Genomic DNA, 23,550 nt, shown 5'->3' on the forward strand with positions numbered 1-23,550 from the left:
TCGGTTCGCGATCCCGGTCGGCAGAGATAAATTAACAGGCTAAGGCAAGAGGCTTAAGCGTGCGGGGTTGTGCCTGACGCTAGCAAACATCGCCGCCGGGGTTCCGGCTTAGTCTGTAGGTGCGAGGGTTTGCAGCCAGCGGAGAAACGCCGCTGCGCCGGGTTTTTCCAGCGTGCGCGGCGGGTAAACCACGTAGTAGGGTTTGCTGAGCGGCAGCGCCGGTTCGGCCAGGGTGACCAGCCGGCCCTCCGCCAGTTCACGGGCGATCAGCCGCCGCTGGCCGAGCAGCACCCCGCGCCCTTGTACGGCGGCGTCGATGGCCAGCGAGGTCAGGTTATAGGTCAGCCCGCGCCGCGGCGGCGGCGACCGATCGGCGGCGGTGAACCACTCGTGCCAGCCCGGCAGAAACTGGCTCTCCTTGCCCCAGTCGACGTGGATCAGCGGCAGCTGCGTCCAGTCGCCGCGATCGCGCAGCGCCGGGCTGCATACCGGCTGCACCCGATCCTGAAACAGCTGCACCTTTTCCAGCAGCGGGTAATCCTGATCGCCGAAGCACAGGGCGAAATCCGCCGCCGAATGGGCGAAATCGACCGCCGCATGGGTCGCGTGCAGCCGCAGATCGCCGTCGGGGCACTGCGCCAGCCAGTCGCCCAGCGCCGGGTTCAGCCATTTGGAGGCCAACGCCGGCAAGGTGAACACCGTCAGCGTCTGCTTGCCGCGCTGGCGTTCGACGTGTTGCTGCGCCACGCGCAGCGTTTCAAACGCCTCCTGAACATAGGCCAGGTAGTCCGCGCCCTGTTCGGTCAGCGTGACGCCGCTTTTGGCGCGAATGAACAATGTGATGCCCAGATGTTGTTCGAGCTGGCGGATCTGCTGGCTGACGGCGGCGGCGGTCAGCGCCAGCGCATCCGCTGCGCGGGCCAGGCTGCCGGTGCGAGCGGCGGTTTCGAACGCCAGAATGGCGCTCAGCTTGGGCAAGCGCGCACGGGACGGTGAGTGCATGAGCAGGGCTTATCGCTAAGAATTCGTTAGCTTATCCATAACGTATTTTTGTTATGGCGGCAATGCGGCATTCGCTACAGTGAGAGGCATCCGGCTTTCGCACACGAGGGGAACGTCATGCCGCCACTTGCCGATATTATCGATCTGTCCGCCCATCCCATCGATGACGCCGCGTTCCGCGCCCGCTGCCGACAAACGCTGGCGCGCGCCGGCGCGCTGGTGCTGCCGGGATTTCTGCGTGAAGCCGCGCTGGCGACGGTGCGGCTGGAGGGCGCTGAACAGCACCATGCGGCGTTTTACGCCACCAGCAAACACAACGTGTATCTACGGCCGCAGGACGACGCGCTGCCGGCCGATCACGCGCGCAACCGGCTGGTGGTGTCGTCCAAGGGGTGCATTACCGACGAGGATATTCCGCCGCAGTCGCCGCTGCGCGCGCTGTACGACGCCCCGGCGTTTCGCGCGTTCCTGTGTGCGGTGCTGGGCGAGGCGCAGCTGTATCCCTACGCCGATCGGCTGTCGTCGATCAACCTGCATTACGCCCATACCGGTCAGGAGCTGGGCTGGCATTTTGACAACTCCTCGTTCGCCATCACGCTGCTGATCCAGAAACCGCAGGCGGGCGGGCGCTTCGAATACGTGGAGAACCTGCGCGACGCCGATCGCGGCGAGATGAACTATGCCGGGGTCACGCAGGTGCTGGACGGCGAGCGGGCGGTCAAACGGCTGGCGATGGAGGAGGGGGATTTGGTGCTGTTTCGCGGGCGCAACGCCATGCACCGGGTGACGCCGACCGAAGGCGACACCACGCGCATGCTGGTGGTGTTGGCCTACAATGCGCAGCCGGACGTGATGCTGTCGGAAAGCGCCAGAATGACGTTCTACGGGCGGTTATAGCGGATAAAAAAAACCGCCCCGGAGGGCGGTTTGTCGATTCAGCGTTGGCTCTGTTCTTCGTGAGCCTGCTGTTCCAGCTTCACTTCCTGCGCGCGTTTGCGCAGGCCGAACCAGCCCAGCGTCAGCAGCACCGCCAACACCGGAATGGTGGCGATGGTCCAGGTGCCGTTCGGGTAGTCGAAGGCCATCATCACCACCACGATCAGCAGAAACGCCAGCGTCAGCCACGAAGTGAACGGCGCGCCCGGCATTCTGAACGACACCGGCTGCGCGCGGCCTTCGCGCACGGCTTTGCGCAGGCGCATCTGGCAAACGATGATAAACGCCCAGGAGGCGATGATGCCCAGCGAAGCGATGTTCAGCACGATCTCGAACACCTGCGCCGGCACCAAGTAGTTGAGCACCACGCCGATCACATAGATGCCGCAGGTGACCAGGATGCCGGCGTAAGGCACCTGCTGGCTGCTCATTTTAGCCATCAGCTTCGGCGCGGAGCCGCCCATCGCCAGCGAACGCAGGATGCGGCCGGTGGAGTAGAGGCCGGAATTGAGGCTGGACAGCGCGGCGGTCAACACCACGATGTTCATGATGGTGCCGATGTAAGGCACGCCCAGCTTGCTGAAGAAGGTGACGAACGGGCTTTGGCCGGCCTGATAGGCGTTCCACGGCAGCAGCAGCACCAGCAGCACCACGGAGCCGACGTAGAACAGACCGATACGCCAGATCACGCTGTTGATCGCTTTAGGCATCATTTTGGCCGGATCTTTACACTCGCCGGCGGCGGTGCCGATAAGCTCGATGCCGGCGAAGGCGAAGATCACCCCTTGCACCAGCACCAGCGCCGGCAGCAGGCCGTGCGGGAACATGCCGCCGTTTTCGGTGATCAGGTGCATGCCGGTGGTGTGGCCGGCGACCGGGGTGCCGGTGCCGAGGAAGACGACGCCGACAATCAGGAACAGCGCGATGGCGGCGACCTTGATCAGCGCGAACCAGAACTCCATCTCGGCGAACCACTTCACGCCGATCATGTTCATGGTGGCGACGATACCGAGCGCGCCGAGGGCGAACAGCCATTGCGGCACGTCGGCGAAGGTGCCCCAGTAGTGCATGTACAGCGCCACGGCGGTGATGTCGACGATGCCGGTCATTGCCCAGTTGAGGAAATACATCCAGCCGGCGACGTAAGAGGCTTTTTCACCGAGGAATTCGCGGGCGTAAGAAACGAAGCTGCCGCTGGAAGGGCGATGCAGCACCAGTTCGCCCAGCGCGCGCAGGATGAAGAAAGAGAAGATCCCGCACACCAGATAGACCAGCGCCAGCGCCGGCCCGGCCAGTTCGAGACGGCCCCCGGTCCCGAGGAACAAACCGGTGCCGATGGAGCCGCCGATGGCGATCATTTGGATTTGCCGGTTGCCCATGCTTTTGTGATAACCGGATTCATGAGAGTCTAGCCAGCGTCTTCTGGCGGCGTGTTTGTCATCCGCCGACTTTTTTTGTGAGTGCATTATCCGTCCTGTTTACCTGTCTATGTTAACCCTGCTCTTACCGAGAGCAAACGATTGCTATGACCAATCGTTATGAGAATGAGGTCGTGGCATCATTCCGCTGTTTATTGTGTATACAGCCATCATTAAAATAACGGCGAAGCATGCTACCTTTTCTCCGTAATGGTGGCAAAAAATACTGCGCATAAAACGTGAACAAGTGTGTTTATTTTTTAATCCAAATATAAAAGAATATATTATTCAAAAAGATGTGATGTTTTATCAAGACGGAAATATCGAGGAATAAAAAGTGATTAAAATCACAAAATAATAATTACCGTGCAAATTACAGGGTGTTGTTCTTATATTTCGCGGTGAGAAATAAGGGGGGAAGGAAATGGCGACCCGCGCAGAAAATGGGATAAAGCAGCGGGTCGGTTGGCGCGTAACGAGTCTTAGGCCGATTCACCGGCCGGCAGTGCCGATGCGGGCAGACCGAACAGCTTGTCGAACGCCCAGTTAAACAGGAAGGTGTAGCAAGGAATGATGACGATCAGCGCCATATCCAGCAGCAGCGCCTGCCACAGCGTGATGCCCATCCACCAGGCGATCAGCGGGATCAGATACACCACCAGCGTTAGCTGAAAGCCGACGGCGTGCAAAATGCGGCGTTTGAGCGTGCGGGTGCGCGACACCTGGCGGCTTTCCCACCACTCGAATAAATAGTTGTAAATAAAGTTCCAGCTGACCGCGATGGTGGTGATCACCACCGCCAGCGGCCCGGTGCTGCTCGGCGCATGGCCCGACAGCAGCGCCAGCCCCAGCGCCGAGATCGCCATGCCGATGATTTCATAAGCGGTGACATACACCAGTTTGCGTTTGACGCCTTGCATCGTTTTCTCCCGATCTGTTTTTAGTTGCCTCTGTGGCGACGGCGGCTAAGATAACGTCAATCACATTGATAGAAAAAGTCAGGAGTTGTCAGTTAATCTGACAGGTTGAACAATGAATTTTTCCAGCGACAACATCGAACTGTTTTTGGCGGTGCTCGATCGCGGCTCGTTTTCCGCCGCCGCCCGCGCGCTGCGGCGCGTGCCCTCCGCCGTCAGCATGGCCATCGCCAACATGGAGGCGGAGCTCGGTTTCGCCTTGTTCGACCGTTCTCACCGTGAACCGACGCCGACCGCGCTGGCGTTGGCCCTGGCGCCGCACGCCCGCCTGATCGCCGGGCAGCTCAAGCAGCTGCAGGTGCACGCCATCGAACTGTCTCAGGGGCTGGAGAGTCGGCTTTCGATCGGCGTGGCGTCGGATATCAACGGCGCCGGCCTGCTGGCGGCGGTGAAAACGCTGTCGCAGCGTTATCCGCTGCTGAACATCGAAGTGCTCAGCGCGCCGCAGGACGACGTGCTGCACATGCTGCACGAGGGGCGCATCGGCGTTTGTCTGGCGTTCGGCGGGCTGAACGTCAACAGCGCGGAACAGTTCCACTTCGTCGGCGCGGAGTCGCTGGTGGCGATGCTGTCGCCGCAGCACCCGGCGCTGGACGGCGCTGCGGGCGAGCTGTTTCTCGAGGATCTGGTCAACGTGCGGCAGATCATGGTGGCCAGCCGCGATCTGCCGATCGGCGATCTGCGTCCCCAGGTGGCGGAGGCGTACTGGCGCACCGACAGCCTGCCGATGGCGCTGAACATGGTGGAAGCGGGCCTGGGGTGGGGCAATTTTCCGCTGTCGCTGGCCGAGCCGCTGCTGGCGCAGGGGCGTCTGGTGCGGCTGAAATTCAAAAACACCAAGAACGAGCTGCGCTTGCCGATGCATTTGATCTGGCTGAAGAACCGCCCGTTGGACAAAGCGGCGCGCGAGCTGGTCGAGCTGATGCGCGCGGCGCCGCAGGAAAGCTGACGCCCGCTGCGTTTGCTTACTCCGGGTGGCGTTTACGCCACCAGAAACGCACCAGCAGGATAGCGGCGATCGCCAGCGCGACAAACAGCAGGCTGGAGAGCTTTTTGTCGAAGCCGGTAACGAAGCGTTCGATCGCCTGGCCGCCAAAATAACCGAGCATGACGAAGATCGTCGCCCAGAGAATGGCGCCGAGGATGTTCAGCGGCACGAAGCGCGACGGCGGCAGGCGGCTGGCGCCGATCAGCACCGGGCCGATGATGCGGAAACCGTACATGAAACGCACCCCGATAACGAACAGCATCGGGTGGCGGGCGATCAGCCTTCTGGCGCGCGCGATGCGCTTTTCCTGCCCCTTGAGCCGCGAGATGACGCGGCCTTCGAACCGGCGGCCGGCGAAGTACAGCAACTGATCCCCCAGCGTGCCGCCCAGCGCCACTACTGCGATCACCCACGGCCAGTGCAGCAGCCCTTCATGAGCGGCGATGCCGCCCAGCATCGTGATGGTTTCCCCCTCAGCCAGGCAGCCGATAAACAACGCCCAGTAGCCATAGTCCGTAATGTAGTGAGCCAAATCGGTCATTCCTTACTCCTTATGTGGCTGACGCATAAGGGCAAGTATACGCCCGATCGCTAGCCTTGGGCGATCTGGGCCACCAACGCTCTGCGCTGCGCCAGACTTTCCGCCATTTGTGCCTGTACCCTGGCGTAAATGTGCGGCGGGGCCAGTTCCGGCGTGCCGCCCGTGAACGGCGGGGCCGGGGCGTATTCCAGATAGAGTTGGATCGTTTGGGCAGTGTCTTCGCCGTGCAGTTCGGCGATCAGCGCCAGCGCGAAATCGATGCCGGCGGTAACGCCGCCGCCGCTGATCACGTTGCCGTCACGCTCTACGCGTGCAGCGCTGGGTATGGCGCCGAACAGCTTCAGGCTGTCGCGCATCGACCAGTGGCAGGCGGCGCGTTTGCCCGGCAGCAGGCCGGCGGCGGCCAGGATCAGCGAACCGGTGCATACCGAAGTCAGATAGCGGGCATCGGCGCCCAGCCGCCGGATTTGCCGCATGAATGCTTTATCCTGCAGCGCTTGGGTGCAGCCGCTGCCGCCCGGCACGCACAGCACATCGCAGCGTGCGATCTCCGGCAGCGGGCGCAGCTGGGTGAAGTGCAAGCCTTCCGACTCGACATCCGCGCCGTCTACCGAGGCGACGATGATTTCCGCGCCCGGCATGCGGCGCAGGAACTGCAGTGGGCCCGTGAAGTCGAGCTGGGTGACGCCTTGATAGATGGGAAATACAATCACCAGTGGTTCAGACATGACATTCGCCTCATTTTTATCGTTGGACCTGAGCCATAATAGCCGCCCTGCATTTGGCTGATATGACAGATAACCCTCAAAAAGCGCCATCATGAAAACGATCGGTTTTGTGGTTTTTCCCGGTTTCAACCTGCTGGACTTTGCCGGCCCGCTGGCGGCGTTCGATAACGTCAACCAGTTCACTGACCCGCCGGCCTACCGCTGCGTGGCGATCTCGCCGCAGGGCGGTATGGTCGCCAGCTCGGCCGGGGTGGAAATCGCCACGCAGCCGTGCGGCGACGAGCGTTTCGATACGTTGGTAGTGGCCGGCGGCAGCGGCAACGTGATGGCGGCGCAGTCACCGGCGCTGGTGGCGTTCCTGGCCAACCAAAGCCGACGAGCGCGGCGTATCGCCAGCGTATGCACCGGGGCGTTTATTCTGGCGGCCTGCGGGCTGCTGGACGGCAAACGCGCCACCACTCACTGGTATCATGCGGCGCGGTTGCAGCAGAGTTATCCGCGTATCCGCGTCGACAGCAACCGCATTTTCATCCGCGACGGCGATATCTGGACCTCGGCGGGCATCAGCGCCGGCATCGATCTGGCGCTGGCGCTGATCGAGGACGATCTGGGCGCCACCCTGGCGGCGGCCGTGGCGCGGCAGCTGGTGGTCTATCACCGCCGCCCCGGCGGGCAGTCGCAGTACTCGCTGCTGCTGGCGTTGAACCCGTCGTCGGATCGCATGCGCGCCGCGCTGTCGTACGCGCGTGAACATTTGCACCAGCCGCTGTCGGTGGCGGATCTGGCCGACGCCGCCTGCCTGAGCGAGCGGCAATTCGGCCGGCTGTTCCGCGCTGAAACCGGGCAGACGCCGGCCAAGGTGGTCGAGCAATTGCGGGTAGAGGCGGCCAGGGTGCGCATCGAAGAGAGCGCCGAGCCGCTGGAAGCGATCGCCCGCTCGGTGGGGTTCAGCGATCCGGAACGCATGAGGCGGGCGTTTATCCGCGTATTTGGCCTGTCGCCGCAGGCGATCCGCCGGCTCGGCCGCGCGGGATAACTTTTTTGCCACGCCTAGCGGCGGGGTACACCAGAGGAGCAACGGATGTATCAGGATTTTGACAGTGAATTGAGCTGGGCGATGCGTCATATGCCGCGCACCCGGGCGGCGGTGGCGGCGTTGCCGGACCTGCACGGGGTGCGGCTGGCGTGCAATATGCACCTGGATCTGAAAATGGCGCCGCTGGTGGCCGGCCTGCTGGACAAGGGCGCGGCGATCTTTCTGACCACCTGCAATCCCACTACGGTGCAGGACGACGTGGTGGCCTGGCTGGAACGGCGGGGCGCGCAGGCCTATGCCTGGCGTGACATGAGCGCCGGCGAATGGTCGGAATCTTTCGATCGCGCGTTGGCCTGGCAGCCGACCCACCTGTGCGAAATGGGAGCGGATTTGACCACCCGTTTGCACCAATCGCCGAACGGCCCGCAGATCGTCGCCGGGCTGGAGGCCACCGGATCGGGCATCAATCGGTTAAACGGCGTGGCGCCGCGCTACCCGATCTTCAACTGGGACGATCTGCCGGTGAAAGAAGGGCTGCACAATCGGCATATGGTTGGGCTGACCGCCTGGCACACCTTCTTCCAGACCACCCATTTGACGCTGCATGAAAAGCGCGTGCTGGTGATTGGCTACGGCCTGGTCGGGCAGGGGACGGCGGCCGCGGCCAGGGCCTACGGCGGCCAGGTGATGGTGGCGGAAATCGATCCGGCGCGTGCGCTGCAGGCGCGTTATGACGGCTGGCAGGTGGTGGATCTGGCGAGCGGGGTCGCGCAGGCGGACGTGATCGCCACCGCGACCGGCGCGAAAAACGTGCTTTCGGCGCAGCATCTGCAACAGGCGCAGGACGGCGTATTTATCCTCAACGTCGGCCACGTGGCGGAAGAGATCGACGTCGGCTTCCTCAAGGGCCTGCCGCACCACGAGCCGATGCCTTATGTGAACGCTTACCAACTCAATGAGAAGACGGTTTATTTGCTGGCCAACGGCTCGATGTTCAACCTGACCGCCGGCTACGGCGACAGCCTCAACGCCTTCGACGTCACGCTGGCGGTGATGGCGGCCGGCATCGGCCATATCGTCGGTGCAGGGGCGCGGCAAACGCCGGGGTTGTACCTGTTGCCGCAGTCGGCCTGGCAGCCGGCGCTGTAACTTTTTCTACGCGGGCGTTCATCCCAGAGCGCCCGCGGGCTGTGCCGATTTTCGGCCGACAGAATTTGTCACAAATCCGCCCTATAATCCCAGTGCCAAGCGCTGAACCCTCACATATAATTCGCTGAGTTCAAGCCCCCATTTCAGAGTAATGCCTGTGAAAATACGTGTTTTGGTTCTGACCCTGCTCGCTTTGCAGGCGGGCGCAGGCTTTGCGCCGCGCGCGCTGGCCAGCGACAACGCTGCCGCCCTGCACGCCACCCAGCCTGAGCTGGCCTCCGGCAGCGCGATGGTCGTCGATATGCAAACCCATAAGGTGATGTACGCGCGCAACCCGGATGAAGTGGTGCCGATCGCCTCGATCACCAAGCTGATGACCGCCATGGTCACGTTGGACGCGCACCTGCCGCTCGACGAGATGCTGTCGGTGGACATCCACCAGACGCCGGAGATGAAAGGGGTGTATTCACGGGTGCGGCTGAACAGCGAAATCAGCCGCAAAGATATGCTGCTGCTGGCGCTGATGTCGTCGGAAAACCGCGCGGCCGCCAGCCTGGCGCACCACTATCCGGGGGGCTACAACGCCTTCATCAAAGCGATGAACGCCAAGGCCAGGGCGCTGGGTATGACCAACACCCATTACGTGGAACCGACCGGGCTCTCTATTCATAACGTGTCGACGGCGCGCGATCTGACCAAACTGCTGATCGCCACCAAGCAATATCCGTTGATCGGCCAGCTCAGCACCACCACCGAGCGCATGGCCAGCTTCAAGGATCCGAACTACACGCTGCCGTTCCGCAACACCAATCACCTGGTGTACAACCCGAAATGGAACATTCAGCTGACCAAGACCGGCTTCACCAACCAGGCGGGGCACTGCCTGGCGATGCGCACCGTGATCGGTAACCGCTCGGTGTCGCTGGTGGTGCTGGACGCCTTCGGCAAATACACCCATTTCGCCGACGCCAACCGTCTGCGCAGCTGGATTGAAACCGGCAAGGTGACGCCGATCCCGGCCGCCGCGCGTGACTATCGCCGCCAAAAAGACGCCCGTCTGGCGAAGAACGACAGCGAATAACCCGCCTGGCGGCCTGCTCTTTTGCTGCAGGCCGCTATCGGCCCTCGGGCCGCCTGATGACAAATCCCCGCTCGCGATCGCCGTCGAAACCCGCTTTGAGATAAAGCTGGTGCGCGCCTGTGCGTTGCTGTCCCGACAGCAGCATCACCTTGTAACAGCCCTTGCGCCAGGCCAGCTGCAGCGCGTATTCGACCATCGCGAGCGCCACGCCGTGGCCGCGATAGGGCTCCGCCGTCACCACGTGCTCGATGACGCCGAACGGCTGCGCCTGATGCGCCAGCCCCGGGATCAGCGCCAGCATGCAGGTGGCGATCGGCTGTTCCTCGTCCGCCGCCACCACCAGGCGGATCGCCGGATCGTCCAGCAGGCGTTGCAGGGCACGGCGCGCGTCGTCGGCGCGCAGCGGCGCGTCCTGCGGGCGCAGCTCGCGATACAAGGCTAACAGGCCGTTGAGATCGTCCGGCTGCGCCAGGCGATGAATGATGCTCATGATTGCTCCTTTCCGCCGCTTCAACGGTAATCCGCTATCCTCCATTAATACCACAACGATTGTCGGAGGGGATGTTATGAGTCAGGTTTCGACCTTTGTCATGTTCCAGGGAGAGGCGCAGCGGGCGATCGACCTTTACAGCCAGGTGTTCGAGCGTTTTCGGCTCATGCAGGTGCAGCATTACGATCCGACGCCGGACGGCCGGCGGTTGATCAAGCATGCGTCCATCGATTTCGACCGGCAGAACCTGGTGTTCATCGACAGCCCGATCAGCCATGACTTCAGCTTCACCCCGGCGGTGTCGCTGTTCATCAACCTGCCTAACGAAGAAGCGTTGGAGCGGGCGTTCCACCGGCTGGCGGAAGGCGGCAAGGTGCTGATGCCGCTCGATGACTACGGCTTCAGCGCCCGGTTCGGTTGGCTGAACGATCGTTTCGGCCTCTCCTGGCAGCTCAATGTGCCGGCGGGGGATCTGCCCTGACGCCAAGGGCGTGCAAAAGGGATGGTAGCGCCTGCGGTTGTTTCATATGCTTACCCCCGTGGTGGCAGGGAATTCTGCCGTGGGCAATACCGACAACATTCATGGAAAGGTGCGCTTTGATTGATTTTGACCGCTATGTTGAGCAAGCGAAGTCTTACGGCGAGTGGCCGGGCGGGCATGTGGAGATGTCGTCCGGTCGCGTTGAGGGATTGAGCTATCGCCTGTATCGGCAAACTGCCGCGAATGAAGACGTGATGGTGGTGTATCACGGCGGCGGGGTTAACAGCGCCGCCGGGTATGACGTCCTGGCGCGCCAGTTGGCGGCCGAGCCAACGCTCGCGGTGTGCCTGGTCGATATTCGCGGACATGGCGATTCCACGGGAGAGCGGGGGACGGTTGAGCGGCCTGAGCGTATTTGGCGCGATGTCGATGTCATCCTGGCGGAAATGCGCCGCCGGTTTCCGTTGGCGCGCAGGCACCTGCTGGGCCATTCGAGCGGCGCCGGGATGTTGCTCAACTACCTGACCCGCTATCCTGGTGAGCAGCAGGCGGATAGCCTGATCCTGCTGGCGCCGGAGCTGGGGCCATTTTCCGGGATGGCCCGCGATCTGGCGGCGGCGGCCCGTTTTGCTCAGGTGCGTCAATGGCCTTTTGTGGCCAATGCGCTTAGCGGTGGGCGATGGTTCGGGCAATCTCGGGCGGTCAGCCTGAATTTTCCCCTGGCCGTACTGGCCGCCTCCCCCGATTTTATCTGCCAATACAGCGTTAATATGGCTAACGCCTTGACGCCTCGCGCCCCGGCCAAGCAACTGGCGGCGCTGCGATTGCCAACCTTACTGCTGGCGGCCGCGCAGGACGAGTTGTTCAATGCGCAAGCGATGCAGCGTTTCGTTGAACAGCATGGCAGCGTGCATGTGGCATTTGGTTTGCTTGAGGGGAGTACGCATTTATCGTGCGTCTTTGATGCCCATCGCCTTGTCCTTCAACATATCTCGCGTGTGTCCGCTATCGGATCCGATGAGGGGCTGGCGGGCGAGGGGGCTTAACGTCCACCCGGCGTTTTCCGAGATCCTCCCATATCCTTTTATGACGCTTTACCGCTATGCTAAACATAGAATGGCCCGTGAATATGAAAAGGATGAATCATTTTGGCTGGAAGTAGTTTACTTACCCTTATCGACGACATCGCCTCATTGCTGGACGATGTCTCTTTAATGAGCAAGATGGCGGCGAAAAAAACCGCCGGGGTGTTGGGGGACGATCTGGCGCTCAACGCGCAGCAGGTCACCGGCGTTAAAGCCGACCGCGAGCTGCCGGTGGTGTGGAGCGTCGCTAAAGGCTCGCTGATCAACAAGGCGATCCTGGTGCCGTTGGCGCTCTTGATCAGCGCCTTCGCGCCCTGGGCGATTACGCCGCTGCTGATGGTGGGCGGCGCCTACCTGTGTTACGAAGGGTTCGAAAAGGTGTTTCACAGCCTGAGCCACGGCAAGGCGGCACAGGAGGAAAAATCGGACGGGCCCGGCGCCAATGAGGATGCCGCAGCCTATGAGAAGCGCAAGGTGAAAGGGGCGATACGCACCGATTTTGTGCTGTCCGCCGAGATTATCGCCATCACCTTGGGCACGGTCGCCGGCGCCACCTTCAGCCAGCAGGTGATCGTCTTGTGCGGCATCGCCGTCGTGATGACGCTCGGTGTGTACGGCATTGTCGCCGGCATCGTCAGGCTGGACGATCTGGGGCTGTACCTGAGCCACAAAGGCAGCGCGTTGGCGCGCGCCATCGGCAGCGGCATCGTGCGCGCCGCGCCTTATCTGATGAAAACGCTGTCGATCGTCGGCACTGTCGCCATGTTTATGGTCGGCGGCGGTATTCTGACCCACGGTCTGCCGCCGGTGCATCACCTGTTCGAAGATTGGGCCTCGTACACCACCGTGGTGCCGACGTTTGGCCATCTTTTGCAGGGTGTGGTTCCGGCCCTGCTGAACGTGGCGTTCGGGCTGGTGGCCGGCGGCGTGGTGCTGGCGGTGGTATCGGCGCTGGGGGCGGTACGCGCGCGTTTCAAGGCATGATGAAAAGTCTCGCCCCGGAAGGGGCGGGACGTATTAAGCGCATTAAAAGATCAGTTTGAGAACGCCGGTAATCGTCAACAAACCCACGATAAAGATGATGGCGACTATCCACAGAATAATTTTCATTTGATTCTCCCTTACCGGTTAAAGGTGGCGTGCGATTGGCGCTAACTCAATGAAATCACTCTTCACTATAGACGCTAACTCCCTATCGTGCGTCGCCATGCCTTCAAGGATGCTGATTGTCGCCCGCGCCCAGCGCGCGCTGCATGATGTGGGTGTCGCGCCATTCCCCCAGCTTGAATCCCACGGCCTTTAACGTCCCGACGCTGGTAAAGCCGAGCGACTGGTGCAGCGCCAGCGAGCCGCGGTTGGCGGCGGAATCACCGACGATCGCCAGCATCTGGCGCCAGGGGCCTTGCTCGCAGCGGGCGATCAGTGCGCTCAGCAGCGCCTTGCCGACGCCTTTGCCCTGCTGCCCTTCGGCGATGTACACCGAGTCTTCCACGGTAAAGCGGTAAGCCGGCCGGGGGCGATACGGCGTGGCATAGCAGTAGCCCACAATACGGCCTTCACTTTTCGCCACCAGCCAGGGCAGCCCGGCTGCTTGCACCTTGGCCAGCCGCAGCTGCATTTCCGCCCGCGTCGGCGGTTGTTCTTCAAACGAGGCGGCTCCGTGCAGCACGTGGTGGGTGTAAATACGCTGCACGGCGGCCATATCGTCCGGTGTGGCGTCAAGGAGGCTGAGTACGGGAGCGGAGAGCGTCATGGCGGGTCTGTTTACCTTGAAAATCAGTGGATAAACGCCATTATGCGCGCCGCTTGCCGCCGGGGTAAATCGGGTTTTCTTATGGTGAGATAAGAAAACCCTATGGGGTCGTCAACCGCGCATCAGCCGGGTCACGGCCTGGCGCAGATAGGCCAGCAGCGGCGGAGTCAGCCAGGTGCCCTCGGTCAGCGAGGGTTCCCGTTCCATCGCTTCGCGGATCTTCATTTGCGTCGCCGGGTTGGTGCCTGCATAGGATTGGAACAGCGCCAGCCAACTGGCCGCCAATCGCACTGCCTCCGGCGAATCGGACGGTATGCCGTCGTTCATCGCTTGATGGAATTGAGCGATCAGAGCCGGCCACTCCTGCAGGCGGGTGAAATAGTGTTGACGCACATAGGCGTACTCTTCCGCCGACAGGTATTTTTGATAGACAGCCAGCTTGGTTTCGGCAAAGGCGCGGGTGATGTAGTCCGTCATCGTCGGTGTAATGCCGGTCTGTTCGCGCATCGACGGTTCGTCGGCGTGCATGGCGTTCAGCCGGGTGAGAAAGGCCGGGTTGCCGGCGGTGTCGCGCTCCAGCATCAGCATCCAGCGGCGCGCCAGCGCCTGTGCCTGTGGCGCCTGAGGTTCGACGCCTTCCGCCATCAGTTGTCCCACGCTGCTCACCAATGCAGCCCATTCCTGATTGCGGGTGGGATCGGCCTGGTAGAACGGCAGTTGCGCCAGCTCATCGGCGGTAAAGTATTTATCGTACATGGTCATTAACTCCAACGTAGTTAGCCAGTCGTTCAGTTCTGGTTCGTGCCCGGCGGAGAGTTGGGCATGCATGTATTGCAGCCGGCCGCGCAATGCGGCGATCTGTGCCAACTGCTGGTCCAACATGGCGATCTGCTGCTCAATCACCGCCGGAAGCGCCAGCCCTGAACGCGCCAGAATTGCCCCGACTTCCGCCAGCGAAACGCCCATCCGGCGCAGCGCCTGGATGTGGTGCAAGCGGGTGATGTCAGCCCGGTTGTATAAACGATAACCGGCGTCGGAACGCGCAGAAGGGACCAGCAAGCCAATGCTGTCGTAGTGATGCAGTGTGCGAACGGTAATGCCGGAACGGCGCGCCAGTTCGCCGACTTTCAATAACATATGTAGCTCCTCCCTTGTGCGTGCCAGGATACTAAAGCCTGACGCCACGTAAGGGTCAAGAGCGGGAAGAAAAGATGACGTTTTAAAAATCGGTGGGCGCTTGATAGGCAAAAGCCCAGCTGGATGGCTGGGCTTCGCAGGTCCCTGAAAGGGAGGGTATAGCATAAGGGCCTTTATCGGCTACGGCGACAATTTCACCTGATTTGTCTGTTTTGTCAACAACAGCGTACTGGTCAGAACAGCATATTTTTGGCATTGATCGACTTAATGACGGCGCGTTGTATGTCAGCAACAAGCTCGCGCGACAGACACTGGGTAAGAAAGCCTCTCTCTTTACGGGCTCTGTTCAGCCGTTGGCGGCTGACTTGCTGCACCAGATCGCCCTTTGCCCAGCGGGTTTGCGGATGAAAGAATCTCATATCTTCGATGAGTTCACGCGTAATTTCGATGTGCAATCCCCGTTCGATCTTGTTCGAATCTCTGGTGGTCGACAGCGGTACGATAATGCAGGCATTGCCGTTAATTTTGCCGTTTAACACAACAACTAAACGGTTCTTCACCATTTCTGGTGGAATGTGGCCATCATAAAAGCCGGCTTAATGCGGTTGGCAGACTGATAGGGGATAGTTGCCATAGTTGCACTCAAGAATTTCCCCGACCTTGGGGGCAAATTTGATCGGCATCGAGACACTCCTTTGTTGTGAACAATCCGTGTTATGGAGGAATGAGCATGCGGGCGTTTTGCTTTTAGAGAAAGGTGTGGCTAAGGAAACGGGGAATGAAAGTGAAATATTGCGGATTCGTACGCAGAATCCGCCTTGATGGTGGCCGAATTTACCAGCCTTTCACCGCGCCGCCGTTGAAGATTTTTTCGGCGGCTTTGGCCACTTCATCCGACTCATAGGCCTTGATGAAGTTCTGCACGTTCGGCGCGTCCTTGTTGTCTTCGCGGGTGACGATGATGTTGGTGTACGGTGAGTCTTTATCCTCGATGAAGATGCCGTCTTTGGTCGGCGACAGGCCGGTCTGGTTGATGTAGGTGGTGCTGATGACGGCGACGGTGACTTTCGGATCGTCCAGCACGTGCGGCAGCTGCGCGCCTTCCAGCTCCATGATCTGATAACGATGCGGGTTGGCGCTGATGTCCAGGGCGGTAGGCAGCAGCCCCTTACCAGGCTTCAGGCTAATCAGCCCGGTTTTTTCCAGCAGCAGCAGGGCGCGCCCCAGGTTGGTCGGATCGAGCGGGATGGCGATCACCGCGCCGTCCGGCAGCTCTTTCAGCGATTTTATCTTTTTGGAGTAGCCGGCCATCGGGAAGACGAAGGTATTGCCGACCGCCACCAGCTTATAGCCGTGATCTTTGTTTTGCTGTTCGAGGAATGGGCGGTGTTGGAACACGTTGGCGTCCAGTTCGCCCTTGTCGGTGGCGTCGTTCGGCAGCAGCGAGCCGCTGAAGCCGACCAGCTCGACGTCCAGCCCATATTTCTCTTTCGCCACCTGCCTGGCGACTTCCGCCACGTCCTGTTCCGCGCCGTTGATGACGCCGACTTTGATATGGTTTTGGTCGGTTTTTTGATCGCAGCCCTGCAGCGCCAATACGGCGGCGAAGGCCGCCGCCAGAGGGGTGATACGCCAGCGTAAGGTCATCGAACTCTCCCTGAAAAGAACAATAAAATCAGTTGGTTTTTGTTCTTACAGCTAAGCCTGAACCGCCGATGAAGTCAAACGCTCGTTCAGCATAAACGGCTATAGCTTATAGCCGTTATGCGATGGGGGATTATCGGCTGAGTGAACGCAGCACCACGATGCCCGGCGTAGCCATCACGTAATCCATAAACGGCGAATCGACCACCCGCATGTTGGCTTTGCGCGAAGAGGCGTTGCGCAGCACCGGGCCGTTGTCGGTCATCACGAAGATGCCGGTGTGGGTCACGTCCAGCCCGGCGAGGTTGGTGTAAATGCCGATGTAATCGCCGGTGCGCAGTTGGGCCAGGACCTTGTCGTCGACGCGGTCGCTGGGAATGTAGGTCACGCTGCGCTGCACGACGGGCAAGCCGGGCAGGTAGCTGCCGCCGTCGGCTTTCTGATTGAGGTTTTTCACGAGGTTGACGGCGTGCGGGCTGAGCTGGGCGGTGATGTCTTCAGCCACTTTTTTCGGCCGCTGCGCCCAGTCGGTGAAGAAGTGTTTGCGCTGCGGGAAGGCGATGTTGCCGTCGACGTAGCGAATGTCGACCAGACGCTGAACGAACTCGCCCTCGCTGCGGGCGGTGCTGAGCGCTTCGACATAATCGATGTAGGTGAAGCAATCCAGCCCGCGGAAGTCGATCACCAGCTGCTCGGGCGTGTTCTGCGAGCCGATCAGGCGATTGGCGAGGTAGGGGGTGCCGAGAAACTCGCGCGAAATCAAATCGACGGTGCGGCCATGTGGCTGCGCGGCGGGCCAACCGGCGCGCAGCGTGAGGATCTCACGCAGCTTGCTGCGGGTGCTGGCGTCCATCTCCGGCTGCACGCTCGGCGGCGCAACGGTGACGTCGGTCGGCGGCGTTGCCGGGGTGGGGCGCTCGGCGCATCCGCTCATGGCGATAGCTAACATCAGTAAAACAACCTTGTTCTGGTTCATACGGCCCTCCATGGGTGTCGCTGGCTTATCAGAGTAAGTGATAACAGTTCTCATCCGATGGTAGGGGTTAAAAAGTAAACATAGCCTCAATGGCAATCGATAAATCAGTAACCGATTTCGCTATTGAACGGCAAATACCAGAACAGCGCGATTTCGTGATCGGCGATCTCCGGTTCGGCGCGGTACAGCAAGCGATCGATGCCGCCGAGGATAAACCCATAGTGCTGGTAGCAGCGGCAGGCCGCCAGGTTGTTGTTCTGCGTTTCGAGCATCATACCTGAGGTTTCCTGCTGCCGCGCCCACTGTTTGGCGCAGTCCAGCAGCGCCCCGGCGATGCCTTGGCGGCGCGCGTCAGCGCTGACGGCGATCTCGTCGATCAGGGTGTAGCCGTTCCAGTTTTTGCTCAGCGTGATGTGGCCAACGGCGTCGTTCTGGCGATACGCCAGGAAGGTCACGCTGTCTTCGTTGGCGAACGGCGCCAGGGGATAGCGTTTGCGAAACGGTGCCACCGGGCGGGTTGGCCAGCTGTCCACCGGGCTGTCGAACTGCGGCAGGGCGTAACAGGCGATGGTAAAGCTGAAATCGCCGCGGGCCAGATAATCGTCGGGCAACGTCTCAATGGCCTCGATGCGGATGGCCGGGTTCATTACGGCAGCTCCCGCAGCAGACGCGCCGGGTTGCCGGCGTAGATCCCCTTGCGGGTGATGTCGCGGGTCACGACCGCCCCGGCGCCGATCACCGCGTCGCTGCAGATCTCCACCGCCAGGATCGTGGCGCCGGAGCCGATGGACACCCGATCGCCGATGCAGGTGCGCCCCCAGCTGGCCGGATCGGCATTGGGCGCGCCGTCTTTGAACAGATCGTTGGCGAAGGTGACGCCGTGGCCGACAAAGCACGCTTCGCCGAGGGTGACGTATTCGCAGATAAAGCTGTGCGACTGAATTTTACTGCGCGCGCCGATGCTGACGTGGCGCTGGATCTCGACGAACGGGCCGACGAAGACATCGTCACCGAGCCGGCAACCGTACAGATTGCAGGGTTCGATCACGGTAACGTTGCGCCCGGCTTCGACGTCGACGATCCCCGCCTGGCGGGTGGTGATAACGGATGACATGACCTTCCTCACAGCCTGGTTTTCATGGTGGGAGTATAAGACAAAGCGCCGCGGCGTTGCGCTTTCCGCACGTTTTTTCGCCGAAAGACTATAATGAGTACAGGGGAGAGAGCCCCGTGGCCGCAATCCTCGCACGGGTAGCAGTCCGTCAGAGGTGTGAAATTCGTTCGCCGATCGCGGCCTACGGCGAGATTGGAGGTGTCTCATGGTCAGTCATGTTTGGGGACTTCTGGCGCATCCCAGCGCCGAGTTCGAACAGATCAAAAGCGAGAATGAAAGCGTCTCGCACCTATACACCCATCACGTGTTGCTCTTGGCTGCCATCCCGGTGGTCTGCGCCTTTATCGGCACCACCCAGTTGGGCTGGCTCTCCGGCGAGGGACATGCCATCAGGCTCGACATGTTTACCGCGCTTTATACCGCCGTGGCGTTCTACCTGCTGATGCTGGCGGGCGTAGCGGCCATGGGGAAAGTCATTCACTGGATGGCGCGGCGCTATGAATCGCGCCCCAGCCTGCACCGCTGCATGGTGTTCGCCGGCTACGTGGCGACCCCGATGTTCCTCAGCGGGATTGTGGCGCTCTATCCGGTCGTCTGGCTGTGTCTGTTTGTCGGCATTATCGGCCTGTGCTATTCGGGCTATCTGCTGAATCTGGGGATTCCGCACTTCCTGAATATCGACAGTAAGGAAGGGTTCATCTTCTCCAGCTCGACCTTCGCTATCGGCATCCTGTTGCTCGAGCTGCTGCTTGGGGTGACGGTGCTGCTGTGGGGGTACGGTTCCTGGTTATTCTGAGTTAACGGCTGTTGTTGTCGCCCCCGCGCCGGTGGAACGGCGCGGGGGCTTTTGCTTTTATGCGCGGCGGAAAACCAGCATCACGCCGAGCACGATGCCCGCCATCCCCAACAGGCTCAGCGCGGCCAGCGCGTGGCCGAGCAGCAGGTAATCCAGCAGGGCGGTCACTGCCGGGATCAGATAGAACAGGCTGGTGACCTGCACCAGGTTGCCGCGCTGGATCAGGCGATACAGCAAGAACGTCGCCAGCACCGAGATCACCACCGCCATCCACAGCAGCGGCAGCACGAACTCAGGCCGCCAGTCGACCCGCAGCGGCTCAAACGGCAGCGCCAGCGTACACATCAATAGCCCGATGGCATACTGCAGCGGCAACACCGCCAGCGGCGGCTGCGTCATGCCCTTTTGCAGCAGGGTGCCGGCGGTCATGCTCCCCAATGCGATAAAGGCGAACAGCATGCCGCTCGGTGAGAAATGAGCCACCATCAGGCTTTGGTACACCACCAGCGTCAGCCCGGCCATCGCCAGCGCCAGCCCGAATGCGCGCAGCCCGGTGCAGCGCCGTTCGGTGATGAACTGGGTGAGGATCGGCTGTACGCCGAGCAATGTGGCCAGCACGCCGGGCGTAATGCCCTGTTCCAACGCCAACAGATAGCAGATCTGATAGCTGCCGATCATCAACACGCCGATCAGCGCGACGCGCCGGCGGGTGCCGGGGGCGGGCAGGCACTGGCGCCGCCACAGGCCGATGGCAAACAGCACCGCCAGCGCGATGGCGCAGCGGAAGAACAGAAAAGCGAAGGCGGAGGCGTGCTCCAATCCCCAACGGGAGATGATCGCGCCGCTGCTCCAGAGCAGGACGAACAGCGTAGCCAGGCCGGCATTGGCCCAGAGAGAAGGTAATCGCATATCAATTTCACCTGTCGTGAAAATTACAGGCTCCGGCGCGCGCGGCGGTCTACGCCTGAACGCAACAGATCACTAAGCCGGAGGTAAAAAGTCGGTTTGGCTTAACGCACAACCACAAGGCGTGGCGGGTAAGCGGCAACCGCAGAAACGACAGAAGAAACGGCGGGTGGGGCGGAGGAAGCACACAGCAAAACGACGGCCGGAACGGTCGCGTTTGTCGGATCTGTACTGTGCGCCAGGTAGGTCATGTGAGTTCCTGAAAACCGTGAATGAAACCAGTCGCTTCAAACATAACCAAGTTCAGCGGGGCGTGCAATCGGAAATCACAAAGACATTAATGATAATGAAAATCATTATCATTAATAAAAAGGTGTGCTATGTTGCTTTAACCACGCCGTTTTGAAGCAGGGCGCGGCTTGCCCTCTGCCTTGCTTCACGCAGCGCGTGCGGCATAAGAATTTGCGATTCGCTTTTGCAGAAGGCGAGCAATCGTGGTAAAAACACTGATATGTTATAATATAACAATTTATGCATGATGAATTCAGCTCACGACATCCTCCATGTTGATGGAGTTAGCCTGACCGGACACGGCGGGGCATTGATACTCGACAACATCCATTTCGCGCTCCGCGCCGGTGAGAAGCTGGCGGTGATTGGCCCCAACGGCAGCGGCAAGTCCAGCCTGTTGCGCACCCTGATCGGCGAAACGCGGGCGGACAGCGGCGGCATTTACTGGCGAGGGCGCGCCTTGTCCGCGTGGCCGGCGGCGGAGCGCGCCAGAAGCATCGCCTTTCTGGCGCAAAACGATCTGCCGGATTTGCGGCTTTCGGTTGAGGATTACGTGGCGTTGGGCCGTTTACCGCATGGCGAACGCTCTGCGACGGGAAAGCGCATCGTTGATGAGGCCATCGGGGAAACCGGGCTGGCGCCGTTCAGGCGCCACCCGTTAGGGCGGCTCTCGGGCGGCCAGCGTCAGCGCGCCGCACTGGCCCGGGCGTTGGCGCAGTCTCCCGACCTGTTGTTGCTGGATGAACCGACCAATCACCTCGATCCGCCCGGGCGCTCGGCGCTGTTGTCGTTAGTGAAAAATAAAGATATTGCCGTGATTGCGGTGCTGCACGATTTGCCCGTGGCGGAGGCGTTTGCCGATCGGATCCTGGTGCTCAACGAAAGCCGCCAGGTAGCCTGTGGTACGCCCGAGGCGGTGTTGCAGACCCCGGTGATTTTGCCGGTGTTCGGCATGAACAGTTTCAAGGTGGCGCACCCCGTCAGCGGGAAAACGCTGCGTATTTTTGACGTTCCCCATTGCGCTTGATAAACCAGAGAGAAATATGAACACACGCGTATTCCCCCTGCTCCTGCTGCTGGCCGGCGGGGCGGCGGCGGCCGAAAAATTTCCCGTCACCGTAGACAGCTGCGGTTCGCCGATCACCTTCAACCAGGCGCCTCAACGCGCCGTCATCAACGACATCAACATGGCCGAGATGGTCTTTGCGCTCCATCTGCAGGATCGCATTGTCGGGCTGACCGGCATCACCGGCTGGTACAAACTGACGCCCGACTTCAAGGCGGCGATGGGCGCCATTCCCGAACTGGCGCCGAAATATCCCGCTTTGGAAACGTTGCTGGCGGCGCAGCCGGATTTCTTCTTCGCCGGCTGGAATTACGGTATGAAGATCGGCGGCGACGTCACGCCGGAGAAGCTCGCCCCGTTCGGCATCAAAACGCTGGTGTTGAGCGAGAGCTGCGTGCAGGCCGGCGGGCGGCCGCAGAAGGCCGATATGAACCTGCTGTATGACGATGAGCTAAAGCTCGGCAAGATTTTCGGCAAGCCGCAAGAGGCAGCCGCGTTGGTTGAAGGCTGGCGCCGCCGGTTGGCTGCGCTGCCAGTCAGGACGGCGGGTCAGACGCCGCTCAAGGTGTTCGTCTATGACTCGGGGGAGGAGAAGCCTTTTACCAGCGGCAAATACGCCATGCCGACGGCGATCATCGAAGCGGCGGGCGGCCGCAACGTGATGGACGGTTTGCCGGCGAGCTGGACGACGGCGTCCTGGGAGGCGGTGGCGGCGGCTGAGCCCGACTTCATTATTCTGCTGGATTACCAGACCGGTTCGGGGGCCGATGCGCTGCGGCGTTTCCTCGAGTCTCACCCGTTGATGAAATTGACCCCCGCGGTACGGCACCACCGTTATCTGAAACTGCAGTATGCGGAGCTGACGCCGGGGCCGGCCAACATCGGCGCGGTGGAAAAGCTGGCGCGGGCGCTGTACGCGCCGGAGGCTGAATGAACTCGCCGACCCGGCGATTTATGCTGCTCGCGCCGCTGGCGCTGTCGGTATTGTGTGGGCTAATGATCTGGAGCCTGCAGCTGGGCAGTGTCGCGCTGTCATGGCGGCAGGCGTTGGCGGCGTTAGGGCTCGGTTCGGCGCCCCTCTCCGGCATGCTGGATACCATCGTCGTGCAACTGCGAATGCCCAGAGCCCTGTTGGCGGCGTTGACCGGCGCCGGGCTGGCGATGACCGGCGCGTTGCTGCAGACTACCACCCGCAATGAGCTGGCCGATCCTTTTCTGTTTGGGCTCTCCTCCGGCGCCTCCGCCGGCGCGGTGCTGGTCATCACGCGCTTCGGCGATGCGCTGGGCGCGCTGACGTTGCCGCTGTCCGCTTTCGCCGGCGGCATTTTGTCCGCGATGGCGGTGATGATCCTGTTTCGCGTCAGCCGGGTCAGGCGCGCCGAGCAGCTGATCGTCTGCGGCCTGGCGGTCTCGTTTTTGTTCAGCGCGCTCACCAGCTACCTGGTGTTTTCCGGCGATCAGCGGGCGGCCGGCTCGGTGTTGTTCTGGTCGCTGGGCGGGCTGGGGCTGGCGCGTTGGGATAATCTGTTCATTCCGTTGGCGAGTTTCGTGCTGCTGGCCGGGTTTACGGCGCTGCGTTGGCGGGCGCTGGACGCGCTGCTGGCGGGCGAGCACACCGCCCATTCGATGGGGGTCAACGTCGCGCGCCTGCGCACCGAGACCTTTCTGTGCTGCGCACTGTCCACGGCGTTTCTCGTTTCGCTGACGGGCGTGATCGGTTTTGTCGGGCTGATGGTGCCTTATCTGGCACGGCGCCTGGTGGGCGTGCGCCACCGCTTGTCCGTGCCGATGTGCGGCCTGCTGGGGGCGATGCTGCTGACCGGCGGCGACATGCTCAGCCGCAGCCTGATCCCCAATCAGGAGCTGCCCATCGGCATCATTACGGCGGGGCTGGGGGGCGCGTTCATCGTCTCCTTGCTGCTGCGCGCGGAACGCTGAATGGGCCATTGAAGGTC

General features: G+C 61.4%; 26 protein-coding genes. 12 read left to right on the forward strand and 14 right to left on the reverse strand.

Features of this window, described 5'->3' with window-relative positions; translation table 11 throughout:
* Nucleotides 1-108: 108 nt before the first annotated feature.
* Nucleotides 109-1,002 (reverse strand): LysR substrate-binding domain-containing protein, encoded by an 894-nt coding sequence (locus GT753_RS02280; protein ID WP_075684758.1) that lies wholly within the window; start codon nucleotides 1,000-1,002, stop codon nucleotides 109-111.
* A gap of 117 nt (nucleotides 1,003-1,119) precedes the next feature.
* Here GT753_RS02280 and GT753_RS02285 point away from each other — a divergent pair, with 117 nt between their 5' ends.
* Complete coding sequence (locus GT753_RS02285; RefSeq protein ID WP_015377040.1) at nucleotides 1,120-1,899, forward strand: 2OG-Fe(II) oxygenase; 780 nt, start codon at nucleotides 1,120-1,122, stop codon at nucleotides 1,897-1,899.
* Between the two features lie 38 nt (nucleotides 1,900-1,937).
* On the opposite strand, the gene ansP is transcribed toward GT753_RS02285, so the two are convergent.
* Together ansP and GT753_RS02295 are read right to left on the reverse strand one after the other, a co-directional pair.
* Nucleotides 1,938-3,404: an L-asparagine permease gene (ansP, locus tag GT753_RS02290; protein ID WP_049239954.1), complete on the reverse strand. Its 1,467-nt coding sequence runs from the start codon at nucleotides 3,402-3,404 to the stop codon at nucleotides 1,938-1,940.
* A gap of 434 nt (nucleotides 3,405-3,838) precedes the next feature.
* Complete coding sequence (locus GT753_RS02295; protein ID WP_004939694.1) at nucleotides 3,839-4,276, reverse strand: PACE efflux transporter; 438 nt, start codon at nucleotides 4,274-4,276, stop codon at nucleotides 3,839-3,841.
* A gap of 112 nt (nucleotides 4,277-4,388) precedes the next feature.
* Between GT753_RS02295 and GT753_RS02300 the strand changes: the two genes are divergently transcribed.
* Nucleotides 4,389-5,282, forward strand: a complete 894-nt coding sequence (locus GT753_RS02300; protein WP_004939692.1) for a LysR family transcriptional regulator — start codon at nucleotides 4,389-4,391, stop codon at nucleotides 5,280-5,282.
* A gap of 16 nt (nucleotides 5,283-5,298) precedes the next feature.
* Here GT753_RS02300 and GT753_RS02305 read toward each other — a convergent pair whose 3' ends face one another.
* The gene (locus GT753_RS02305) at nucleotides 5,299-5,862 is read right to left on the reverse strand and encodes a DedA family protein (protein WP_160125218.1); all 564 of its coding nucleotides are present in this window, start codon (nucleotides 5,860-5,862) and stop codon (nucleotides 5,299-5,301) included.
* A gap of 50 nt (nucleotides 5,863-5,912) precedes the next feature.
* Entirely contained in the window at nucleotides 5,913-6,590 is a 678-nt protein-coding gene (locus GT753_RS02310) for a DJ-1/PfpI family protein (protein ID WP_160125219.1), read from the reverse strand.
* A 91-nt stretch (nucleotides 6,591-6,681) separates the two neighbouring features.
* On the opposite strand from GT753_RS02310, the gene GT753_RS02315 reads away from it, so the two are divergent.
* The 3 genes from GT753_RS02315 (at nucleotide 6,682) to pbpG (ending at nucleotide 9,856) form a co-directional block, all read left to right on the forward strand.
* A complete protein-coding gene (locus GT753_RS02315; protein ID WP_015377043.1) occupies nucleotides 6,682-7,626 on the forward strand; it encodes a GlxA family transcriptional regulator in 945 nt (314 codons plus the stop codon).
* Nucleotides 7,627-7,671: 45 nt separating this feature from the next.
* Nucleotides 7,672-8,775 (forward strand): adenosylhomocysteinase, encoded by a 1,104-nt coding sequence (locus GT753_RS02320; RefSeq protein WP_004939682.1) that lies wholly within the window; start codon nucleotides 7,672-7,674, stop codon nucleotides 8,773-8,775.
* A gap of 151 nt (nucleotides 8,776-8,926) precedes the next feature.
* Entirely contained in the window at nucleotides 8,927-9,856 is a 930-nt protein-coding gene (pbpG, locus tag GT753_RS02325; RefSeq protein WP_048322449.1) for a D-alanyl-D-alanine endopeptidase, read from the forward strand.
* Nucleotides 9,857-9,890: 34 nt separating this feature from the next.
* Here pbpG and GT753_RS02330 read toward each other — a convergent pair whose 3' ends face one another.
* Nucleotides 9,891-10,346 (reverse strand): GNAT family N-acetyltransferase, encoded by a 456-nt coding sequence (locus GT753_RS02330; RefSeq protein ID WP_015377046.1) that lies wholly within the window; start codon nucleotides 10,344-10,346, stop codon nucleotides 9,891-9,893.
* 76 nt (nucleotides 10,347-10,422) lie between these two features.
* Here GT753_RS02330 and GT753_RS02335 point away from each other — a divergent pair, with 76 nt between their 5' ends.
* From GT753_RS02335 to GT753_RS02345, 3 genes are all read left to right on the forward strand, one after another.
* Nucleotides 10,423-10,827, forward strand: a complete 405-nt coding sequence (locus GT753_RS02335) for a VOC family protein (protein ID WP_015377047.1) — start codon at nucleotides 10,423-10,425, stop codon at nucleotides 10,825-10,827.
* Between the two features lie 116 nt (nucleotides 10,828-10,943).
* Nucleotides 10,944-11,873, forward strand: a complete 930-nt coding sequence (locus tag GT753_RS02340) for an alpha/beta fold hydrolase (protein WP_230857976.1) — start codon at nucleotides 10,944-10,946, stop codon at nucleotides 11,871-11,873.
* A gap of 102 nt (nucleotides 11,874-11,975) precedes the next feature.
* Nucleotides 11,976-12,896, forward strand: a complete 921-nt coding sequence (locus GT753_RS02345) for a DUF808 domain-containing protein (RefSeq protein WP_160125220.1) — start codon at nucleotides 11,976-11,978, stop codon at nucleotides 12,894-12,896.
* Nucleotides 12,897-13,125: 229 nt separating this feature from the next.
* On the opposite strand, the gene GT753_RS02350 is transcribed toward GT753_RS02345, so the two are convergent.
* The 7 genes from GT753_RS02350 to GT753_RS02380 all read right to left on the reverse strand — a co-directional run bounded on the left by GT753_RS02350 (nucleotide 13,126) and on the right by GT753_RS02380 (nucleotide 18,536).
* Nucleotides 13,126-13,665 (reverse strand): GNAT family N-acetyltransferase, encoded by a 540-nt coding sequence (locus GT753_RS02350; RefSeq protein ID WP_015377049.1) that lies wholly within the window; start codon nucleotides 13,663-13,665, stop codon nucleotides 13,126-13,128.
* 111 nt (nucleotides 13,666-13,776) lie between these two features.
* Nucleotides 13,777-14,802: a MerR family transcriptional regulator gene (locus GT753_RS02355; protein WP_015377050.1), complete on the reverse strand. Its 1,026-nt coding sequence runs from the start codon at nucleotides 14,800-14,802 to the stop codon at nucleotides 13,777-13,779.
* 233 nt (nucleotides 14,803-15,035) lie between these two features.
* On the reverse strand, nucleotides 15,036-15,365 hold the full coding sequence (locus GT753_RS02360) for a type II toxin-antitoxin system PemK/MazF family toxin (protein WP_021503980.1): 330 nt from the start codon (nucleotides 15,363-15,365) through the stop codon (nucleotides 15,036-15,038).
* A gap of 271 nt (nucleotides 15,366-15,636) precedes the next feature.
* The gene (locus GT753_RS02365; RefSeq protein WP_015377051.1) at nucleotides 15,637-16,449 is read right to left on the reverse strand and encodes a MetQ/NlpA family lipoprotein; all 813 of its coding nucleotides are present in this window, start codon (nucleotides 16,447-16,449) and stop codon (nucleotides 15,637-15,639) included.
* Between the two features lie 130 nt (nucleotides 16,450-16,579).
* On the reverse strand, nucleotides 16,580-17,422 hold the full coding sequence (locus GT753_RS02370; RefSeq protein ID WP_160125221.1) for a DUF1460 domain-containing protein: 843 nt from the start codon (nucleotides 17,420-17,422) through the stop codon (nucleotides 16,580-16,582).
* Between the two features lie 104 nt (nucleotides 17,423-17,526).
* Nucleotides 17,527-18,069 carry a GNAT family N-acetyltransferase gene (locus tag GT753_RS02375; protein ID WP_021503978.1) on the reverse strand — a complete coding sequence of 181 codons (543 nt, stop codon included), beginning with the start codon at nucleotides 18,067-18,069 and terminating at the stop codon, nucleotides 17,527-17,529.
* Nucleotides 18,069-18,536 (reverse strand): acyltransferase, encoded by a 468-nt coding sequence (locus GT753_RS02380; protein ID WP_004939644.1) that lies wholly within the window; start codon nucleotides 18,534-18,536, stop codon nucleotides 18,069-18,071. Before GT753_RS02380 ends, GT753_RS02375 begins: the two co-directional genes overlap by 1 nt.
* Nucleotides 18,537-18,741: 205 nt before the next feature.
* Between GT753_RS02380 and GT753_RS02385 the strand changes: the two genes are divergently transcribed.
* Nucleotides 18,742-19,332 carry a Yip1 family protein gene (locus GT753_RS02385; RefSeq protein ID WP_004939641.1) on the forward strand — a complete coding sequence of 197 codons (591 nt, stop codon included), beginning with the start codon at nucleotides 18,742-18,744 and terminating at the stop codon, nucleotides 19,330-19,332.
* Nucleotides 19,333-19,389: 57 nt separating this feature from the next.
* Here the strand turns inward: GT753_RS02385 and GT753_RS02390 are convergent, their stop codons facing one another.
* Complete coding sequence (locus GT753_RS02390; protein ID WP_031299715.1) at nucleotides 19,390-20,241, reverse strand: DMT family transporter; 852 nt, start codon at nucleotides 20,239-20,241, stop codon at nucleotides 19,390-19,392.
* A 598-nt stretch (nucleotides 20,242-20,839) separates the two neighbouring features.
* On the opposite strand from GT753_RS02390, the gene GT753_RS02395 reads away from it, so the two are divergent.
* Genes GT753_RS02395 through GT753_RS02405 form a run of 3 tightly spaced genes read left to right on the forward strand, consistent with a single transcriptional unit; the run spans nucleotide 20,840 to nucleotide 23,533 of the window.
* Complete coding sequence (locus GT753_RS02395; protein ID WP_041922194.1) at nucleotides 20,840-21,556, forward strand: ABC transporter ATP-binding protein; 717 nt, start codon at nucleotides 20,840-20,842, stop codon at nucleotides 21,554-21,556.
* 16 nt (nucleotides 21,557-21,572) lie between these two features.
* A complete protein-coding gene (locus tag GT753_RS02400) occupies nucleotides 21,573-22,529 on the forward strand; it encodes an ABC transporter substrate-binding protein (RefSeq protein WP_049239943.1) in 957 nt (318 codons plus the stop codon).
* Nucleotides 22,526-23,533 carry an iron ABC transporter permease gene (locus GT753_RS02405; protein ID WP_015377058.1) on the forward strand — a complete coding sequence of 336 codons (1,008 nt, stop codon included), beginning with the start codon at nucleotides 22,526-22,528 and terminating at the stop codon, nucleotides 23,531-23,533. Before GT753_RS02400 ends, GT753_RS02405 begins: the two co-directional genes overlap by 4 nt.
* Nucleotides 23,534-23,550 lie beyond the last annotated feature (17 nt).

It is taken from the genome of Serratia sp. Z4 (assembly GCF_009900725.1).
GTDB classification, from domain to species: Bacteria; Pseudomonadota; Gammaproteobacteria; order Enterobacterales; family Enterobacteriaceae; genus Serratia; species Serratia nematodiphila.

What these genes read in the sequence shown, in the direction of transcription:
- GT753_RS02355 (WP_015377050.1), bottom strand. Translation starts at nt 14,802, where the DNA reads ATGTTATTGAAAGTCGGCGAACTGGCGCGCCGTTCCGGCATTACCGTT.
- GT753_RS02300 (WP_004939692.1), top strand. Translation starts at nt 4,389, where the DNA reads ATGAATTTTTCCAGCGACAACATCGAACTGTTTTTGGCGGTGCTCGAT.
- GT753_RS02330 (WP_015377046.1), bottom strand. Translation starts at nt 10,346, where the DNA reads ATGAGCATCATTCATCGCCTGGCGCAGCCGGACGATCTCAACGGCCTG.
- GT753_RS02365 (WP_015377051.1), bottom strand. Translation starts at nt 16,449, where the DNA reads ATGACCTTACGCTGGCGTATCACCCCTCTGGCGGCGGCCTTCGCCGCC.
- GT753_RS02335 (WP_015377047.1), top strand. Translation starts at nt 10,423, where the DNA reads ATGAGTCAGGTTTCGACCTTTGTCATGTTCCAGGGAGAGGCGCAGCGG.
- GT753_RS02380 (WP_004939644.1), bottom strand. Translation starts at nt 18,536, where the DNA reads ATGTCATCCGTTATCACCACCCGCCAGGCGGGGATCGTCGACGTCGAA.
- GT753_RS02280 (WP_075684758.1), bottom strand. Translation starts at nt 1,002, where the DNA reads ATGCACTCACCGTCCCGTGCGCGCTTGCCCAAGCTGAGCGCCATTCTG.
- GT753_RS02370 (WP_160125221.1), bottom strand. Translation starts at nt 17,422, where the DNA reads ATGAACCAGAACAAGGTTGTTTTACTGATGTTAGCTATCGCCATGAGC.
- GT753_RS02375 (WP_021503978.1), bottom strand. Translation starts at nt 18,069, where the DNA reads ATGAACCCGGCCATCCGCATCGAGGCCATTGAGACGTTGCCCGACGAT.
- GT753_RS02350 (WP_015377049.1), bottom strand. Translation starts at nt 13,665, where the DNA reads ATGACGCTCTCCGCTCCCGTACTCAGCCTCCTTGACGCCACACCGGAC.
- ansP (WP_049239954.1), bottom strand. Translation starts at nt 3,404, where the DNA reads ATGCACTCACAAAAAAAGTCGGCGGATGACAAACACGCCGCCAGAAGA.
- GT753_RS02315 (WP_015377043.1), top strand. Translation starts at nt 6,682, where the DNA reads ATGAAAACGATCGGTTTTGTGGTTTTTCCCGGTTTCAACCTGCTGGAC.
- GT753_RS02305 (WP_160125218.1), bottom strand. Translation starts at nt 5,862, where the DNA reads ATGACCGATTTGGCTCACTACATTACGGACTATGGCTACTGGGCGTTG.
- GT753_RS02310 (WP_160125219.1), bottom strand. Translation starts at nt 6,590, where the DNA reads ATGTCTGAACCACTGGTGATTGTATTTCCCATCTATCAAGGCGTCACC.
- GT753_RS02390 (WP_031299715.1), bottom strand. Translation starts at nt 20,241, where the DNA reads ATGCGATTACCTTCTCTCTGGGCCAATGCCGGCCTGGCTACGCTGTTC.
- GT753_RS02385 (WP_004939641.1), top strand. Translation starts at nt 18,742, where the DNA reads ATGGTCAGTCATGTTTGGGGACTTCTGGCGCATCCCAGCGCCGAGTTC.
- GT753_RS02320 (WP_004939682.1), top strand. Translation starts at nt 7,672, where the DNA reads ATGTATCAGGATTTTGACAGTGAATTGAGCTGGGCGATGCGTCATATG.
- GT753_RS02285 (WP_015377040.1), top strand. Translation starts at nt 1,120, where the DNA reads ATGCCGCCACTTGCCGATATTATCGATCTGTCCGCCCATCCCATCGAT.
- GT753_RS02405 (WP_015377058.1), top strand. Translation starts at nt 22,526, where the DNA reads ATGAACTCGCCGACCCGGCGATTTATGCTGCTCGCGCCGCTGGCGCTG.
- GT753_RS02400 (WP_049239943.1), top strand. Translation starts at nt 21,573, where the DNA reads ATGAACACACGCGTATTCCCCCTGCTCCTGCTGCTGGCCGGCGGGGCG.
- GT753_RS02360 (WP_021503980.1), bottom strand. Translation starts at nt 15,365, where the DNA reads ATGGTGAAGAACCGTTTAGTTGTTGTGTTAAACGGCAAAATTAACGGC.
- GT753_RS02295 (WP_004939694.1), bottom strand. Translation starts at nt 4,276, where the DNA reads ATGCAAGGCGTCAAACGCAAACTGGTGTATGTCACCGCTTATGAAATC.
- pbpG (WP_048322449.1), top strand. Translation starts at nt 8,927, where the DNA reads ATGCCTGTGAAAATACGTGTTTTGGTTCTGACCCTGCTCGCTTTGCAG.